We start from the raw sequence: 17088 nt of genomic DNA on the forward strand, positions 1-17088 counted from the left end.
AAAGGGGGCCCGTTTTTCGTATCAAGTTGAGCATAAATGATCAGGTCTGGCAAAGCTTGATCATCAGCAGCCGTTTTTTATCACCCCGGCATTCTCTCAGGGCTTCATTCTCTACGGCCTTCACTTTCTCATGCCTTGAAAAACGCCTTCATCATCGGCGGGGTTACCACCGTTGTTACTAACACAACGATCACGATGACCGGAAACAACTGCTCCGCCAATAGCCCGCTTTCCAGTCCGATTGCGGCAATGATCAATGCCACCTCGCCTCTGGAGACCATCGCCGAGCCTATGCCAAATGAGCTTCTCCAGTCAAATCCGGCAAAAAAGGCGCCGACAGCCGAGCCAAGCAGCTTTGTCAATATCGCCAAAAGGCTGAGCGCTGCAATGACCCCTATGTAGCTGCCAAGTCCTTCGAAGTCGACCGCGATCCCGATAGAGGTAAAGAAAACAGGCACGAATACCGAGTAACCAATCGTTTCCACCTTTTCGAACACTTCATGCTTGAAATCGGTCAGGCTGATCGCCACTCCCGCGATATAAGCTCCAATAATATCTGCAACACCTGCGTATTCGGCCATTGCGGCATAGAGAAAACAGATGATCAAGCCTGCAGAAATCACCGATTCTGTCACGCGGAGAGGGGCAAATCGTCTTAACAGCCAAGGAACGGCGATCCACCCCAACAAAATGGCGACCACAAAAAAACCTGCCTTTTTGGCAATCAGCATGCCCAGGTTCACTTCGCCTCCGGCCGCACTCATGAGAAACGCCAGGATGATAATCACCAGAACGTCATCGATTACAGCGGCACCCAGAATGGTCATGCCTTCCCTGGACTTTAATTTGTCCATCTCTTTAAGGGCTTGCACGGAAATGCTCACACTTGTCGCTGAGAGCAGCAGTCCGAGAAAGATCGCTTCAAAGGTCGACATATCCAGAAACAGTCCGGTTGCATACCCCAGCGAGAGGGGGACGATGATGCCGATAACGCCCACATAGGCGGATGCCTTGCCAGTCCGCTTGAACTCTTCGATATCCGTCTCTAGCCCAGCGAGGAACATAAGCAAAATAACGCCGATTTCGCTGAGCTCATCGATAATTTCCGTGCTTGTGATGATGCCCAAAACCGCAGGGCCGAGGATAATCCCGATCAGAAGCTTTCCGAGAACCGATGGCTGTCCGATTCTGGCAGCGAGATCACCGGCTATTTTCGATGCGAGCAAAATAATCGCCAGCTGAAAGATAATCATGCGTACGACCACCACTCCTCCATGCCTAGCTTTTGAAATCGGGACCATTATTATGTCCAGATTCAGCTATCGAGACTTGGCAAATACAGCAATAGGCAACGCCGCGATTCCAAAAGAAAAACGGGCTCCTTTTTTAGAAAGGGGGCCCGTATCGTGTGAGATATGTTTTTCAAGAATGAGGCGGTGTGGGGATGTCCACCAGTCTCGTCCATCCATTTGCCTGCTCTACTCTCCGCTCTTTCATCAATTTTCCCAGCGCTCGTTTGAAGGCGGATTTGCTCATGCCAAACTTCTCCTTGATGACATCGGCAGGCGTATCATCTGTGTACGGCATAGCGCCATCCCGATTGCTCAAATACTGAAGCAGCTTGTCGGCATCTTCTCCGTACTGCACTTCTTTGCGAACGCGCATCGATCCGTTGATCCGTCCGTCTTCGCGAACGTAGCTGACTCGGCAGCGGATGGACTGGCCCAAGCGGAGGGGTTCTGTCATTTCGTCCCTGTGAATGAACATGACGTGCTCTTCCTCGGTGAATAAAAACGCCCCGGCCGCAATTACTTTGTAGACTGTTCCCTCGACCCACTGATTGTGCATCTCGCTCGTCGCTGGTACCGAGATTTTGGTGATTTCTTCCTCTGTGACCGGCTTGGCCAAAAGGCGCCCCAGCTTGTCCCGCTTCAATGTAACCAGCAGCCTGTCGCCGATCCGCGGCCACTCCGCCTTCAGCTTGGGCAGATCATCTGTGAACAGGAGCAAGTGCTTTTCGATGCCGTTGTCCAAAAATACGCCCATCCGCGGCATAATATCCACTACTTCCAGCCAGCCGTATTCATTCAAGCCTACATAGGGCATGTCCATGGTGGCCGCCAGCCGATTCTCGTGGTCATGATACAGAAAAACCTCTGCTGTGTCGCCTATGGAGAGCCTTCCTTCCGCTTCTCTGCGGTGGAGGAACACTTCATCTTCTCCGGCTCGCAGAAAGTAACCCGGCTCGATCTCCCTTTCCACGGTCATGGTCAAGAGCATCCCTGCCTGCAATCCGGCGGGAGGCGTGTAGGCCTTCTTTTTTGCCGCTGAGCTGATCAGCCTGCCGCTCAAATCGCGCAGCGGCCGTTTATTTCGTTGACTCCGCTGGTCTGGACGATTCCTTTGATTCCTTGGGTTTCGTTGGTTCATTTTCGTTTATCCTCGCTTCCGTGCATGTGCACCCTAACTATACCTATTTTCCTTTGGTAAATTCCACAACTTTTTACAACAGACAAGCACGATCCAGTGAAAAGAGGCAAGTCTCCCTTTTTCCCACATACATATGGTGTACAAGGGGGCAGTATTTTGTCCTTTTCCCCCTAACAACAATGTACATGTATAAGGATGGGAGCGAACAGACGATGTTGGTTTTGCTTGAGCATATTTTTCTCGGAATCGTACAGGGCTTAACCGAATTTTTGCCGATTTCCAGTACAGGCCACCTGGTTTTGTTCCGGATGCTGTTTGATATGCAGGAAGCCGGGCTGCTGTTTGATACCATGCTTCACTTTGGCACCCTCATCGCGGTGGTGATCGTCTTTTGGTCCGAGGTTCGACACGTTTTATTGAATCCGACCGGCAAGCTGGCACGATTGCTGTTCGTCGGAACGATTCCTACGGCCGCCATCGGTCTTCTTTTTGAGGACTTCTTTGAAGAAATATCACGGACTGGTTTGACGATCGGCTGGGAGTTCCTCGCTACTGGAGCGATCCTGTGGGCGGTAGAATCCATGCGCAGAGGAACCCGCACCTTTGAACAAATCACCTACGCCGACGCCCTGATAATCGGAACGCTGCAGGGTGCCGCCATTTTGCCTGCCATCTCCCGTTCCGGACTGACTATCGCAGGATCACTGATGCGCGGGATTGCCCGTGCGGATGCGGCCCGTTTTTCGTTTCTCCTGTCGCTCCCGGCTATTTTGGGGGCATCGGGTTTGCAAACGGTGAAGCTGATAAAAACTCCACTGGAAACAATCGATCTCATACCGATGATTGTAGGAACGGGATTTGCTGCAATTGCCGGCTATGTAGCCATTCGCTGGATGCTGAAAATTATCAGCAACGGTTCGATGAAGGGCTTCGCCGTCTACGTATGGATACTGGGAGCCGTCATCCTTGCCATGCAATTCATGGGACATTGATCGGACAGACAGGTGGCCGTGTAACAGGGTCCGACCTGTCTGTCCGACCGCCATGCAGCGCCGCCACACAGCCTTGCAACGGATCGAAACCTCATCAAGCGGCCTGAAAAACGGCATCAAAAACGGCATCAAAAACGGCATCGAAACGGCATGAAAAAAGCCGGCCCTAAGCCGACCGACTCCTTCATTTGCTTTCTTCCCTGTCGTCATAACGGCTGGCGACCAGTTTGGCTACAAGCAGGACAATCCCGTAAAACGCCGTGGCTAACAGCGAGGTAGCGAGCCAGGTCGCCGTTCCCAGAAACAGATACAGCAGTGCGTGAGCGGCAAAGATGCCGATCAACCAGACGAACACATTCATTCGGTTTATAAAGGACGCCAGGCTGTGCAAACTACGACACCTCCAACAAGAGCATCTCTTGTTGTTATTGCCGTTCCCGACTGAAGTTATCCCCGCCCATAATCACTTTCCTCATTTCCCCCAACCACCGAAAAGCCCGCCCGCTCGAGGATGTTTGCCAGCACGTCCAGCGGAGTGTGCGCCACCTGGGCGTAAAGTGCCTGGGTATGCAGGTGAGTGGCATTCGGAAAATCCTCCTGCAACTGGGAGCGCAATTTCTTGCCGCTGTCATCCTCGTCCGTAAAGATGTAGATCTCTTCTTCCTCTTCCAATTGCTCTTCCAGATGGGCAGCTTTTTCGGCGCTGTATGACCCGTACGTACAGACGATCAGGACCGGCTCCGCCAATACTTTTCGGAGCCTTTCCCTGTCTGTTTTTCCCTCGACGATAATAGCCCGTTCGTGATCCATCCCGGAGGCCTCCTTTCCCGGTTGTTCCACAAGTTATTTTATAGACTTAGTATACCTTACTTGTGTAAAGCGGGAGCGATATTGCGGCAAAAAGTGGCTGAGTAACGAGGTGATCGGGATGGAAACGTAACAGTGAGATGAACCCCGGAAAGGAATGAGTGCCACATGGCAAAGTGGAAAAGCGCGAAAAACCTGAACCAAAAAGGCTTGGCAGTCACGGGCTTGACGAGCAGCACAATAGCTGACGACACGCATACAGAAGACAATCAGGGCCATTCCAAAGCGCATAATCAAGCGGATCGTACAAACGACAATCGTCCCATGTAGCAGGGACTGCTGGCTGAAGGAGCCTGACGGAACCTGAATAAACCGATCATAAGCAAAGAAGCCTGCTATCAAACAGGCTCCTTTGCTTTTTCATAAATTACCGCCGTATAGACGCGGCTTCACCCACCTATGCCCAGCAAGCGAACCGTGAATAAAAAGCGATGAGCAGCGTCTGCGGATATTCCTTTACTTTATCTAGGCTGCCTGCTATTCTGATCTGGTAAAAATATTTTGTCTGAATATTCGCAGGACGGAGAGATGGGTGTGGAATCGTCAGCATTGTGGAAAAACCGTTCGTTTCTGCTGCTGTGGCTGGCTCAGCTGACTGCCAATATCGGCGACCAGTGCTACAGCTTTGCCTTGCTGTGGTATCTCCTGCAAGCCACCCAATCAGGGACAGCGCTGAGTCTGCTGGCCATCCCTGAAATGGCAGCGGGCTTGTTGTTCTATTTAATCGGAGGCGTACTGGCGGACAGATACAATCCTCGTTCGCTCATGGTCGGAGCTGACCTGGCCCGCATCAGTGTCGCTGTCCTCGTTGGAATCATGACAGCACTCGGCGTCAAGCAGTTCGCTTTTTTCCTGGCCGCCCAATTTTTGATCGGTGTTTTCTCCAGCCTGTTCCACCCAGCTCGTACGGTCGCATTGAAGGCAATCGTCCCTATTGAACAATTAAGCAGTTCCAACGCCATCCTGGATACCACCTTCCGGACCGTGCGTATCGCCGCGCCAATGACGATCGGTGTAATTGCAGCGAGGGTGCCCTTGTCCACCCTGTTTTTTATCAATGCGTTTGCTTATCTGCTGTCCGCATGCTTCCTCTATGCCCTGGGGAAAATCCCGCGAAGCGGTCAGGAAACGGTGACGAGCCGTTTATCTGCGGGGCAGTACATTCGCGACATCGGATATGGCTTAAAAGAGCTTCAAACCAATCGCTTGTTGTTCGTTATCCTGCTATTCAGCAATATGGGCTTCCTCGTCTGGCAGGTGTGCTGGAACGTAGGATTTCCTTTTCTCGCAAACGAGATGGGGCAAGGCGACAGCAGTATGCTCGCAGTCCTGATCGGCTTCTACGGGATAGGAAATCTGCTGGGCAGTCTCTTTATGGCCCGCCTCCAGTATCAGCGCCACCTGCTGGTCATCATCGCCGGTTGGCTTGTTCAGGCGGTCGGATTTCTTCTGCTGACGCAGGGGCTCGCCCTCCATTGGCTCGCTTTTTTGGCAGCCGCCATCGCGGGCGTTGGCGGACCTTTGATCGGAATCCCCACCGTTACCGCCATCCAAACAAAGGCGGCCGATTCCAACACCGGCAAAATCTATGCGCTGAATATGCTGATGTTCACCGGATTTTCCATGCTCTCCAGCAGCATGGGGGCCCTGTGGCTCGGAACATGGCCCGTCAAAGAGCTATTTTTCGCAAGCGGATTGTTCCTGGCCATTATGTGTGCGCTCGGATTGGCACTTGAGCGGAAGGCCAGACAGGACAAACACCAGTCATTCTCGGCATGAGCCGGGGGCTGGTGTTTTCTTTTTGCAGTTTTCAGAAAAAACGGATTGCATTCTTTTTTCTTATGTCATATAATCTGACACAAATATACAATGTCAGATAAACTGACATAAAAGGAGTGGAAAGGATGGAACCGACATTCGCTTCTCTTGCCTCTGCGATTGATGCTACATGGGTCATGGTCGCAGCCATACTGGTAATCTTGATGCAAGCCGGCTTCGCCCTTTTGGAGGCAGGCTCGACCCGGATGAAAAATGCCGGCCACGTAGCAGGAAAAACCGTGCTCACCTTCGGACTTTGCACGCTTGCGTTTTGGGCCCTCGGTTTTGGACTTACCTTCGGAAACGGCAATGAATTTATCGGGCTTGGCGGATTTTTCTTCGATCCCTCCGGCGAAAACGCTGCTGATTCCTTCAGCAATGCCTTTGCCGCCGACATTCCCATCTCCCTCTTTTTTCTGTTCCAGCTCGCTTTCGCAGCCGTGTCGCTGGCCATCGCCTGGGGCGGCTTTGCCGAGCGGGCAAAGCTCTCCATTTACGTCATTTTCAGTTTTTTGTTTACCATTGTCATTTATCCGGTCATCGGCCACTGGGTATGGGGCGGCGGCTGGCTGGCAGAACTCGGCATGCAGGACTTTGCCGGGTCTACCGTTGTTCATCTCCAGGGTGCCGTTGCGGCTCTGGCGGCCACCATCCTGCTGAAACCGCGGATCGGCAAATACAACCGAGACGGCAGCTCCAACCCGATCCCCGGACACAACCAGGTGTACACCGTACTTGGCGTGATTCTCCTCTGGATCGGCTGGTTTGGATTCAACGCCGGCTCGACACTGGGCAGCACCTCGGGCTTTTTTGCGTATGTCGCATTGACGACCAATCTCGGGGCTGCCGCCGGGGCTGTTGCCGCCATGGCGATCGCCTGGTCCGTCACGGGCAAGGCGGATATTCCGACCATGCTGAACGGCGTCATCGCCGCACTCGTAGCGATTACTGCTTCCTGCGCATTTGTGGAGCCTTGGGCCGCCGTAGTCATCGGTTCTGTGTCAGGTATTCTGACATACTTTACTGCAATCTGGTTTGACAGAAAAGGAATTGACGATCCGGTTTACGCCTTTTCCGTCCATGGCGTGGCGGGTATCTGGGGGACATTGTCCACTGGATTCTTTGCCACTCCCGAATTAGTCGAACAGGCAGGCGTAGGCGCTCCCGGCCTGTTTTACGGCGGCGGCTGGCACCAGCTCGGCGTTCAGGCGCTTGGTCTGGTCGGGTCCCTCTTGTACGTCTTTATCGTTTCGTATGTCATTCTGGCAGCCTTAAAAGCGACTATCGGCCTGCGAGTAACCGAGGAAGAAGAGGTGATCGGTCTTGACCTTAGCGAACACGGGGGATACGGATATCCCGAGCTGCTTCCCGCAGAACATATCTCCTCCTTCAAACGAAACGGCTCTCATTCTCTCACCCGATGATGTCCACCGGATCAGCGAAGCCTCTACTTTTCGCGAGCTTGCCCTCCTGTGCGGGGAGCTGCTGGAAACGTCGCGGCTGGAGGGCATCCGGAGAGCTGCCGAGCTGGCTCCGTTTGCCGTACTCGTCAATCTCATCCACGAGCGTCTGATCCGGCAGGGTGTTCTCCTCGCCGTCCGACAGCTGGCAAAAATGGGCGTAGGTACCCCGCCCGTCCCCTTTGCCTATCTGCAATTCGGCAGCGGCGGCCGGTGTGAACAGGCAGTCGCAAGCGATCAGGACAATGGACTCGTTTATCAATTGCCGCATGGCTTATCGACAAAAGAACGGGAAAATATCGAAGGCTATTTTCATCTTCTGGGAGCCGTCATTGTACAGGGGCTGGAGCAGGTAGGCTATCCCCCCTGCCACGGGAATGTCACATGTGTCTCCGCCCGCTGGCGCGGAAGTACGGAGCAATGGATGGAGCGCCTGGAGCACTGGGCCTCTCACCCTACCTGGGAACATTCCCGCTATCTCCTTCTTTTCAGCGATGCGCGCGTCATTTGGGGGGAGCCTTCCGCCTTCGCCACCGTTGCCGGTTATTACCGGACCCTGCTTACCAACAATCCTCTTCTGATCGAAAGGCTGGTGAGCAATACGCTGTACCATCGCATCCCGCTCACCTGGCTTGGACGGCTGGCGCCTGATCAGAGCGGACGGTATCAGGGGGCCGTCAATGTAAAGGAGGGCGTCTATCTGCCTTTCGTCAATTGCGTCCGCCATTTCTCCCTGGCCCATGGAATTTACGTCACCTCAACGCTGGAAAGACTGCTTGCGCTGCGTACGCGCAGGATTTGGCCAGAAGCGTTTTGCCGGGATGTCGAACAGCACTTCCGCTTGTTGATGGGACTTCGGCTGATCACCCCCTTGCATTGGAGAGACGGGCAATACGGCAGCAACAGCTATGTCAAATTGGGGGAGCTGTCCCAGGACACTTTGGCGATGCTGCGCCGGGCGATGAAGCTGGCCTTGAAGCTGCACGGGAAGACGAAGAATCTGCTCGATGTCTATCGTCAATAGGGGGGCACCTGCATGGCAAAATGGAATGGCCTCGGCCGCTTGTGGCACCTGAGCGGCCGAACCTGGGGAAAGGGAGTTGCTTCCTGGTGGGAAAACAGCGGAGATCTGGGGGCACATGCCTTTCTGCGTTTTTTGGAAAGAGAACAAGAGCACGCTCGCAAATGTATTGATCTGCCGCTTGCCAATCTGGAGGTCGTCGTGGTGGATCTGGAGACGACTGGCTATGATCCTGACCGCGGTGATGCGATCTTGTCTATCGGCGCCGTTGCCATGCGAGGTGACCGGCTTGTACTGGGCGATTCTTTTTACAGTCTGATCGACCCTTGCCGTCCTATCCCGCCGCACGTCTCCTCGCTTACCGGCATTCGCGAGGAGATGGTGCGTTCGGCACCCGATTTGGCTACCGTGCTGACTCGCTTCTTCCAATTCGTCGGCGACCGGCCGCTGGTCGCCCATCACTCTCGCCACGAACGCAATTTTTTGCGGGCGGCGCTCTGGAAGACGAGCAGGCGGAAGTTTACCCATCGCTTGCTGGACACGATGCTGCTCATCCGGCTGTCGGGCGAGGTGATTGGCAACGGATCGCTGGACGCTTTATGCGCCAGACACAATATTGTTATCTCCCGGCGGCATCATGCTTACTGCGATGCGTTCGCTGCAGCCTCGCTCTGGGGAATCTACTTGTCGCTAGCCCGCCAAAACGGATATACGGATTTGCGGCAGGTCTATGAAGCATTGCGCTAAAAAGAGGGACCGCTCTCGTCTCACACCCAGACACGAGAGAAGGTCCCTCTGCTTTTCAACGTCTTAAAACATACACTTGTTACTCGGCAGACTGAGCGTCAATGACCCGGGCTCCCGTCATCTCGACGAGAGCTTGAAAAGAGACCGGCAGCAGCGATTCCGCAATCCCGGCAGCCGTATAGACGACCGGAAACCGCTCCAGAGAGGAGTCGACGAACACCGGCACCTCTGTTTGCAATGCAAACGGGCAGACCGCCCCCACCTGAAAACCGGTTATCTCTGCTACTTCATCAGGCGAAGCCATCTTCGGCTGACCGCCTTCCAGACACTTTTTTACCCGCTTGGGGTGAATTCTCACGTCGCCTGCCGCCACAAACAATCCGTAGCGGTCACTGCAGCGGAACAGGATGGATTTGGCAATCTGGCCTGCCTCCACACCCAATGCCTGGGCTGCTTCCTCCGTTGTGTTCAGCTTCTCCTGAAAGATCAGAGGTTCGATAGCGGGATCATATTGTTTTACAAAACGGGACACGCGTTCCAATGGATTAGACATAAAATACAACATCCCCTTCGGTCACTTGCCCCGGTCGAACGACAGACGCATACACCCCGAAATGATTGTCATGCCGTTTTACGCAAGTTTTTAATACAGCCGGATTCATCTGGAGCGTATCCGGATCGATGTTGACATAATGGCAGCGCTCACAGTGCTTGTTTACCTGCAGGACAACATCGTTGATCTGCAAGTGCTTGCCGATCCATTCGTCCTCGGCAAACGGACGGTCTTCGTCCAATGCGACTACCAGATTGGCCCGGAACCGTCTCGGATCGATACTTTCCCAGCCGATCAGTCTGGCGATTTCCCTCAGGGAAGCGTCCGTCACCAGCAGGATATGGTCTTCCCAGTTCTTCCCGCCTTCTTGCGGCGTGCTCATCAACGGCGTGATCTGGCGATTGGCAGTACGCGCGACATCAGCGAACAGCGCTTCCTCCCAGCCGTACTCCGCCCCATTCGGCGTTTGAATCCGCACCTCGGGATAGGCGTCTTCACCAGACTCGCCCAGCAGACGTGCTGAATACCCGAGCAATCCGGGGATGATATCCGCACTCAAGTATTTTCCGTTGCGGGATTCGTCCAGAAAAGCATATCCTCTGTCACCGTACAAGCCGAATCTGTCCACCAGGCTGGTCTGAAGCTGCTCGCCTTTCATCGCCTTGACAGGATGACGGAAAATGTTCGTTACTGCCCCGACTCTCTTCATCCCCATACTCCTCCCCACAAGCGTTCTTTTTTTATCCGGTGATAAACGATTTTCTCACCCGACTCCAGAAGGTGAGCTTCTTATACCTGGCAAACTTCACTTTCTCTCCCCCTACCCGACAAGTAATCGAGCGGACGTCTTTCCATACCCCTTGCTCCCTGTCCAGCCCAATCATGATCTCCGGGTTCATGACAATCAATTCTACTTCGTGATGATTGGGCAGGACGAGCGAGCTGTTTACCGTCCGATAAGCCTGATTGTTGATAGAAGCAATCTCCGATAACTGAATAGCCTCGATAGAAGGATGCACCAGCGCCCCGTTGACTGCTTTGTTGTAGGCGGTACTGCCTGACGGAGACGAGACGATCAGGCCGTCTCCGCGAAAGGTCTCAAACTCATCCCCGTTTATGTACACACAGGCAACCAACGTAGAGAGCGAGGCATTGCGGATCACCAATTCGTTCAGCGCCCATTTGTCATAGGTGATGCCCTGTTTGGTATGAATCCGGCATTGAACCGTCGGATATTCGACGATAACCGGCTCCGTACGCTGTGTCAGCACCTGTACGAATTCGTCCAGCTCATCGGGGTGCCAATCCGCGTAAAAGCCCAAATGACCGGTATGAATGCCGACATAGGCCGGTTCAAAGCCGTATTGGTGGACGGCCTCCAGAAGCGTTCCGTCACCCCCGATGGACAACACCATATCCGGTTTTTCTTCGGGACTTTCGACGAAACGAAATGGACAGTCCGGCTGCAGCAATTTTTCCCGCAATTGACGGCAAACTTCCCTTGTATAATCATCTTTCCGCAGTACGGTAGCTATTTTCATGGTGCAAACCCTCGCTTTACATAGAACAAAAAGCCTCTTCAAAAAGGCCCTTTGGATATCCTCATCTTGATTTGTCGTTACTAGCCTACGCTCGCTATCACTATATCACAGCTGATGCCGGGATGCATGTTCTTTCCAGCTTTACCATCGGTCTGTCGTGTATTGCTGTCGGCAAAATTCCTGAAGCCGCCGTTTTGTCGCCGGCGTCAGCTCCTCGGGAAGCCCATCCCACGTAAAAAAGCGCATTTCCTCTACCTCGGGGTCACTCGTGTCGCGTTCGTGCAAACGGTATTCCCCGACATGAAAAAGGGCAATGTAATCCCGTTTTCCTTCTCTTTCGCTGTAATACAAATGGCATAGCGACAGCGACTCTGCTTCTGCGCGGCACTCTTCCCACAGCTCGCGTCTCGCCGCATCGGCAAATGATTCCCCTCGCTCGACACCTCCCCCTGGCAAGTACCATCCCTGGACATAGGTGTGGCGAACCAGCAGTACACCCTTGTCCCTGTCTGTCACGATGATGCGCACTCCCAGTGTCAGAGGCTTTCTGAGACGCCAGTACCATCTAAGCAGCGAATGATACCATGCCACGGTCCTCCACACTCCCTGTCTTTGAAAACTTGCTTTCATCTGTCACCATTTTACATTACCTTTCTTCTCCCTGCTATGCGGACAGAAGCAACAAAAAACGTCGGGCCCTTGGAGAAATCGTCACATCGAACAAGAAAACGGGCCAATCGTGTCGATGGCCCGCCGCATGTCTGCGATTCACGCAAATCTTCTTTCCAATTCCCTTACCATGGCTTCCGCTTTTCGCATCCAGTGCTCATCGACTGCGGCATCCTTGTCTACCGGCTCCTGAAATTGATTCATGGCCGCAGACGCAACGGCAGAGTAGTAGCCGATGTCCGATTCAATCCCCTCTCGGTAGACGTGCTTCAGGACAAACGGCGTTCCGAGCTCCAGCCAGGCGTCTTCGCTGTCCAGCTCGCCCTCCTGCACCCGAACGGGAATCCGCAGAAAGACCATGCCCGCTTCGTCCAGCTTTTTATCCAAATAACCCGCATTGTAATCCCAGTTTGCCAAGGTAAAGCCGTCCGGCTCCAGAGCTTCCCGAAAAAAACCATACGTCCCTCTCGTTCCCGGCAAACTGCTTTGAATGGTTTGCATCCAATCCCTGCCTTTCCGACATTTTGCCGTTAGTGTGTGACAAATGGGGGAGAAGTAGTCATTGAAGGACGTTTGGAAAACCTGGCTTTGCCAGGCTTTATGGCGCAGCCTCAGTTGGACCAAAAAAAGCCTCAAGGCGGCTTTGCCTGGAGGCTTTTTGCACTTGGATGCCCACACCTGTACACTCGCCTAGATCAGCGCGATGGACAGCAGAGAGAACAGCGTCAAAGGAATGACTCTTTTCCGGCAGCGGCGACGTGGAATCGGTGCCACGCAGGATGATTCCAACGTTTTTACGACGGGCGGACATGGTACGGGTGGCGGCGGTGGCGGCGGAGCTGGTGCGATCGGTCTGTACGGCGGAAATGGCGGATACGGAGGAAATGGGTACGGAGGGTACGGTGGATATGGCGGGAAAGGACTGACACCCGGGCGGACATCCTCGGCCGGACTGACCCTTTGATCTTTCGGTTTTTCCGTTTCCGCCGGACTTACCCGTGTCGGTCTTTCTAATGGCGCCACCAAGGGAACGCACGGTATGCAATAAGGCTGTACAGGCGGCTGTATGAAAGACTGTACAAAGGACTGTACAAAAGGGAATGGTCTTGTGACACTTTCCGGAGAAACAGCTGTGTAGGGGCTGACCTCAGAATAAGGCATCATTCCGGGATACGGACGGGCGTTCGGTCCCGTCGCGAATGGACTGACTGCTGTATACGGACTTACGCCAGGATAAGGACGACTGTTGGGCCCTGTTTCATACGGGCTTACCGCCGTATACGGGCTAACCCCTGGATACGGTCGGGCGTTGGGCCCCGTTGCATATGGACTGACTGCTGTATATGGACTAACCCCCGGATGCGGTCGGGAATTGGGTCCCGTTGCATATGGACTGACTGCTGTATACGGGCTGACTCCGGGATACGGACGGGCGTTCGGCCCTCCGCTCGCAAATGGGCTGACCGCTGTAAAGGGCGGACGCATATTGGGATCGGCCGGGTCGTACGGGGAACTGTAGGACACTTGCTCTACATCCAGCTCATAGCCATCCCAGTCTACTTCCTCCGCCTCGTCGTCATCCACCTCTTCTTCGACTTCCAGATAGACGTGGTCGTTGTCCCAGTCTACGATCTCTCCTTCGTATATCTGTCCATCCAGCGCTTCGATCCGAACCTTTTGCCGGGCATGCTCCTGGCAAACGTTTTGGACCGTATGGCGGATATCCTTGATCATGCTGACAGCGGCAGTGTCAACATGAAACAATTGCTTCTTAGACTCCTCCATCTATTTGACTCCTCCCCTCTGGTGTTTCTTTATTACCATATACGCCAGCCTATGGGGAGGTGTCTATTTTCCAGAGGGGACCAGCCCATTTTCCGATCAGGCCGTACCCATGAGCCTTATCTGTTTGTTGTCGACCCGAGGAACCGGGATGGCAAAAAGGGTTGCAGCGCATCTTCGCGTCCGCTCTCCACATAATCCGCCATCACCTTTGCTGTGACCGGAGAAAGCAAAATGCCGTTCCGAAAGTGGCCGCCCGCAATGGAAACGCCCTGCCATCCCGGTACGGGTCCAAGCAGCGGCATGCTGTCTGCTGTAGCGGGACGCAAGCCTGCCCACGCCTGCTGGAAGGCTGCTGAATGCAGAGCGGGCACATACGGCATCACACCGTCCAATACTTTCGCAAGACCGCTCAGCGTGACATGCCGCTGAAAGCCCGCTTCATCCTCGGTCGCTCCAAGGACGATCTTCCCATCCAGCTTGGGCGTGATGTACCCGGATGTGCCGAAGATGACGGTACGCAAAGGGATTCCGCTGGACGATACCGATGCCACCTGCCCGCGTACCGGTCTGACGGGCACAGCAAAATGGAGCCATTCGGCCATAATCCCGGCCCATGCGCCAGATGCGATCACGGTATGCCCGGCTCGCAGAGGCCCCGTGGTCGTTTCTACACCGACGATCCTGCCCCCTTCTTTTGCCATTCCGGTTACAACAGAGCCGGAAAGAAGCGTCGCTCCCATTTTTTTGCAAGCGGCTACCAGAGCATTCAGCAGCATGCGGTTGTTGATGTGCCCTTCTTCAGGCGAGTAGATCCCCGCGATCGCCTGCTCGGTCAAGAGCGGCTCGACTCTCCGCATCTCTTCCCCTGTCATCCACTCAACCGCATAGCCCGATGCCTTTTGCCACTTGTATTTTTCCAGCAACGCGCCCGACTCCGGCTCGGTAAGAGCTACTGTCAGCAGTCCGGATTTGCACGCCTGCACGTCAATGCCTGTCCTCGCTTCCAGCTCCTCTGCCCATTTCGGATAGAGCTCCAGCGACTTCATGCCCAGCTCCAGCATCGGCCCTGGCTGCGAAAATTCCTTCAGCGGCGCCAGCATTCCCGCTGCTGCCGATGAAGCCTGGCCTCCCCATTCTCCTTGCTCCACTACAGTCACGGCCATTCCTCTACAGGACAATTCATAGGCGAGACTGAGTCCGATGATGCCTCCGCCAACAAGTAAACAGTCGGTCATGCTGCTTCCTCTCCTTATCAAATGGAAAAGCCCACCCTCTCCGGCAGGAAAAGGTGGGCACAACACGCATCCAACGCATCAACGGGCGAAAAAATATCCGCCTGTAACCACTTCCCTGCGCCAGCATGATCTGGATCAGGTGCAAAGGGTCGACGGTCATCGCTTCCGTCCTCTCAGCCCAGCAAGATGGACTCCCCCAGTTACTTTTCATTCTATCAGTTGTCTTCTTCAGTATAGTCCTCTGGCCGCAAATCTGACAAGGGCTGAACTTAATCTTCGTCCTTCACGTCGTAGCTCTCCGGGATCGGCTCATGCTTCTGTTCATCCTCAAACTCCCGGAGCTTTCGGATCTGTTCCAGATGATGCTGAAACTGCTCCTTGTTGATCAGATACTCTTCCCCGTTGTGAACGGCACGGATTCGCCCTTCGCGGATTTTTTCCAGAATGAACGTCTCCGGCAATTCCAGATACTCGGATGTTTCGGCTACAGTCAGGTAGGTTTTAGTCGTCTCCACGAATTCTCGCTTCCAATTCTTCTTTCATTTTTTCAAAGCCGGGCCGCCCGAGCAATGCAAACATGTTGGCTTTGTAGGCCTCTACCCCGGGCTGGTCAAACGGATTGACCCCCAAGAGGTAGCCGCTGATCGCACAGGCTTTTTCAAAAAAATACACCAGCTCACCAAAATGATACGCTGTCAGCCGGGGAATTTCCACTACGAGATTCGGAACACCCCCATCTACGTGGGCCAGCATCGCTCCCTGCAGCACCTTTTGGCGGACGAAATCCATCCCTTTTCCAGAGAGATACTGCAAGCCGTCCAGATTGGCCGGGTCGTCTCCGATGGTGACGTCAACGTCAGATTTATGCACGGTCAAGACGGTTTCAAACAAGTGCCGTGTTCCGCTTTGCAGATATTGGCCGATGGAGTGGAGATCGGTTGAATACTCTGCGGATACAGGAAAAATCCCCTTGTTGTCCTTCCCTTCCGACTCGGCAAAGAGCTGCTTCCACCATTCCGCGAAAAAACGGAACCGGGGTTCGTAGCCGACCAGCACTTCAATCAGCTTGCCCCTTCGATACAGAATATTGCGGACAGCGGCATATTGGTAGCAAGGATTGTCTGCCAGCACCGGCGACAAAAACCGCTCTCTGGCATCTGCCGCTCCTTGCATCAGCTCATCCATATCGATTCCGCCGACAGCGATCGGCAAAAGACCGACGGGAGTAAGAATCGAAAAGCGTCCGCCCACATCCTCGGGAATGACAAAGGTCTCATACCCCTCGCTCTCGGCAAGCTGGCGGAGCGCTCCCTTCGCTCTGTCTGTCGTAGCGTAAATCCGGCTGCGGGCTTTTGGTCGTCCGTACTTTTTCTCCATCCAGCTCCGAAACAGGCGAAAAGCGATAGCCGGTTCCATTGTCGTTCCCGATTTGGAAATGACATTCAAAGAGACTTCTTTTCCCTCCAGCAGCTCCAGAAGATGAGCGAGGTAGACCGGACTGATGTTGTTGCCGACAAAATAAATCTCCGGTACCCGTCGTTTGCCCGCAGGCAGAAGATTGGTGAAGTGATGCCCGAGCATCTCCAGCGCTGCCTTGGCTCCAAGATACGACCCGCCAATGCCGATGACCAAGAGCACATCCGAATTCTCCTGGATTCTCGTCGCTGCCTGGACGATACGTTCCCGTTCACTTTTCTCGCATTTGATCGGCAAGTCCAGCCAGCCGCGAAGCTCGCTCCCTGCTCCCGTCCCCTGATGGAGCTGTATGTGCGAGCGCAATACTTCAGGAGCTAGCTGGTCTAAATCTGTCTGCTCGAAAAATTTGCACGCATGGGAGTAGTCAAAACGAAGCGTCTGGTTCATAGCTCCCTCCCTTGGAAATCCTGCTATGCTCCCTACATCTTATCGCTTCGGCCGGGCAAGGGTTCGACAAAGACAGCGCCCCATTTTTCCTTCACTTCTCCCTGCTC

The 17088-nt window shown here is 54.1% G+C and carries 19 protein-coding genes and 1 riboswitch; of the genes, 6 read left to right on the top strand and 13 right to left on the bottom strand.

The window, feature by feature from the left end; all coding sequences use genetic code 11:
- Window positions 1-128: 128 nt before the first annotated feature.
- Together V5G20_RS23135 and V5G20_RS23140 are read right to left on the bottom strand one after the other, a co-directional pair.
- The gene (locus V5G20_RS23135; RefSeq protein ID WP_003391068.1) at window positions 129-1253 is read right to left on the bottom strand and encodes a cation:proton antiporter; all 1125 of its coding nucleotides are present in this window, start codon (window positions 1251-1253) and stop codon (window positions 129-131) included.
- 169 nt (window positions 1254-1422) lie between these two features.
- The gene (locus V5G20_RS23140) at window positions 1423-2280 is read right to left on the bottom strand and encodes a CvfB family protein (RefSeq protein ID WP_228006766.1); all 858 of its coding nucleotides are present in this window, start codon (window positions 2278-2280) and stop codon (window positions 1423-1425) included.
- Window positions 2281-2642: 362 nt separating this feature from the next.
- Between V5G20_RS23140 and V5G20_RS23145 the strand changes: the two genes are divergently transcribed.
- A complete protein-coding gene (locus tag V5G20_RS23145; protein WP_003391064.1) occupies window positions 2643-3422 on the top strand; it encodes an undecaprenyl-diphosphate phosphatase in 780 nt (259 codons plus the stop codon).
- 184 nt (window positions 3423-3606) lie between these two features.
- On the opposite strand, the gene V5G20_RS23150 is transcribed toward V5G20_RS23145, so the two are convergent.
- Complete coding sequence (locus V5G20_RS23150; protein WP_003391063.1) at window positions 3607-3813, bottom strand: hypothetical protein; 207 nt, start codon at window positions 3811-3813, stop codon at window positions 3607-3609.
- 56 nt (window positions 3814-3869) lie between these two features.
- Window positions 3870-4232, bottom strand: coding sequence for a toprim domain-containing protein (locus V5G20_RS23155; RefSeq protein ID WP_024985408.1), 363 nt, complete (start codon window positions 4230-4232; stop codon window positions 3870-3872).
- Window positions 4233-4397: 165 nt separating this feature from the next.
- Here V5G20_RS23155 and V5G20_RS23160 point away from each other — a divergent pair, with 165 nt between their 5' ends.
- The 5 genes from V5G20_RS23160 (at window position 4398) to V5G20_RS23180 (ending at window position 9335) form a co-directional block, all read left to right on the top strand.
- A complete protein-coding gene (locus V5G20_RS23160) occupies window positions 4398-4559 on the top strand; it encodes a hypothetical protein (protein WP_338462376.1) in 162 nt (53 codons plus the stop codon).
- A 258-nt stretch (window positions 4560-4817) separates the two neighbouring features.
- Entirely contained in the window at window positions 4818-6068 is a 1251-nt protein-coding gene (locus V5G20_RS23165; protein WP_327970238.1) for an MFS transporter, read from the top strand.
- A 125-nt stretch (window positions 6069-6193) separates the two neighbouring features.
- Window positions 6194-7531, top strand: coding sequence for an ammonium transporter (locus V5G20_RS23170; protein WP_031932125.1), 1338 nt, complete (start codon window positions 6194-6196; stop codon window positions 7529-7531).
- Window positions 7431-8591, top strand: coding sequence for a DUF294 nucleotidyltransferase-like domain-containing protein (locus V5G20_RS23175; protein WP_003391050.1), 1161 nt, complete (start codon window positions 7431-7433; stop codon window positions 8589-8591). Before V5G20_RS23170 ends, V5G20_RS23175 begins: the two co-directional genes overlap by 101 nt.
- Before the next feature lie 12 nt (window positions 8592-8603).
- Window positions 8604-9335: an exonuclease domain-containing protein gene (locus V5G20_RS23180; RefSeq protein WP_024985405.1), complete on the top strand. Its 732-nt coding sequence runs from the start codon at window positions 8604-8606 to the stop codon at window positions 9333-9335.
- A 79-nt stretch (window positions 9336-9414) separates the two neighbouring features.
- Here the strand turns inward: V5G20_RS23180 and V5G20_RS23185 are convergent, their stop codons facing one another.
- The 9 genes from V5G20_RS23185 to V5G20_RS23225 all read right to left on the bottom strand — a co-directional run bounded on the left by V5G20_RS23185 (window position 9415) and on the right by V5G20_RS23225 (window position 16981).
- Window positions 9415-9888 carry a YbaK/EbsC family protein gene (locus V5G20_RS23185; protein WP_003391046.1) on the bottom strand — a complete coding sequence of 158 codons (474 nt, stop codon included), beginning with the start codon at window positions 9886-9888 and terminating at the stop codon, window positions 9415-9417.
- Window positions 9881-10597 carry an MOSC domain-containing protein gene (locus V5G20_RS23190; protein ID WP_024985404.1) on the bottom strand — a complete coding sequence of 239 codons (717 nt, stop codon included), beginning with the start codon at window positions 10595-10597 and terminating at the stop codon, window positions 9881-9883. Before V5G20_RS23190 ends, V5G20_RS23185 begins: the two co-directional genes overlap by 8 nt.
- 31 nt (window positions 10598-10628) lie before the next feature.
- A complete protein-coding gene (locus V5G20_RS23195) occupies window positions 10629-11429 on the bottom strand; it encodes an NAD kinase (protein ID WP_003391042.1) in 801 nt (266 codons plus the stop codon).
- Window positions 11430-11570: 141 nt separating this feature from the next.
- Window positions 11571-12020 (bottom strand): NUDIX domain-containing protein, encoded by a 450-nt coding sequence (locus tag V5G20_RS23200; RefSeq protein WP_003391040.1) that lies wholly within the window; start codon window positions 12018-12020, stop codon window positions 11571-11573.
- Between the two features lie 177 nt (window positions 12021-12197).
- A complete protein-coding gene (locus V5G20_RS23205; RefSeq protein ID WP_251237651.1) occupies window positions 12198-12599 on the bottom strand; it encodes a YugN family protein in 402 nt (133 codons plus the stop codon).
- A 189-nt stretch (window positions 12600-12788) separates the two neighbouring features.
- Window positions 12789-13883 (bottom strand): hypothetical protein, encoded by a 1095-nt coding sequence (locus tag V5G20_RS23210; RefSeq protein WP_024985399.1) that lies wholly within the window; start codon window positions 13881-13883, stop codon window positions 12789-12791.
- Window positions 13884-13999: 116 nt separating this feature from the next.
- Complete coding sequence (thiO, locus tag V5G20_RS23215) at window positions 14000-15118, bottom strand: glycine oxidase ThiO (protein WP_338462384.1); 1119 nt, start codon at window positions 15116-15118, stop codon at window positions 14000-14002.
- 95 nt (window positions 15119-15213) lie between these two features.
- Window positions 15214-15326, bottom strand: a riboswitch (TPP riboswitch).
- A gap of 61 nt (window positions 15327-15387) precedes the next feature.
- Window positions 15388-15633, bottom strand: coding sequence for an excisionase family DNA-binding protein (locus tag V5G20_RS23220; protein WP_003391033.1), 246 nt, complete (start codon window positions 15631-15633; stop codon window positions 15388-15390).
- The gene (locus V5G20_RS23225) at window positions 15620-16981 is read right to left on the bottom strand and encodes a glucose-6-phosphate isomerase (RefSeq protein ID WP_003391031.1); all 1362 of its coding nucleotides are present in this window, start codon (window positions 16979-16981) and stop codon (window positions 15620-15622) included. Before V5G20_RS23225 ends, V5G20_RS23220 begins: the two co-directional genes overlap by 14 nt.
- Window positions 16982-17088 lie beyond the last annotated feature (107 nt).

The sequence above is a fragment of the Brevibacillus borstelensis genome (assembly GCF_036700025.1).
GTDB lineage: Bacteria > Bacillota > Bacilli > Brevibacillales > Brevibacillaceae > Brevibacillus > Brevibacillus borstelensis.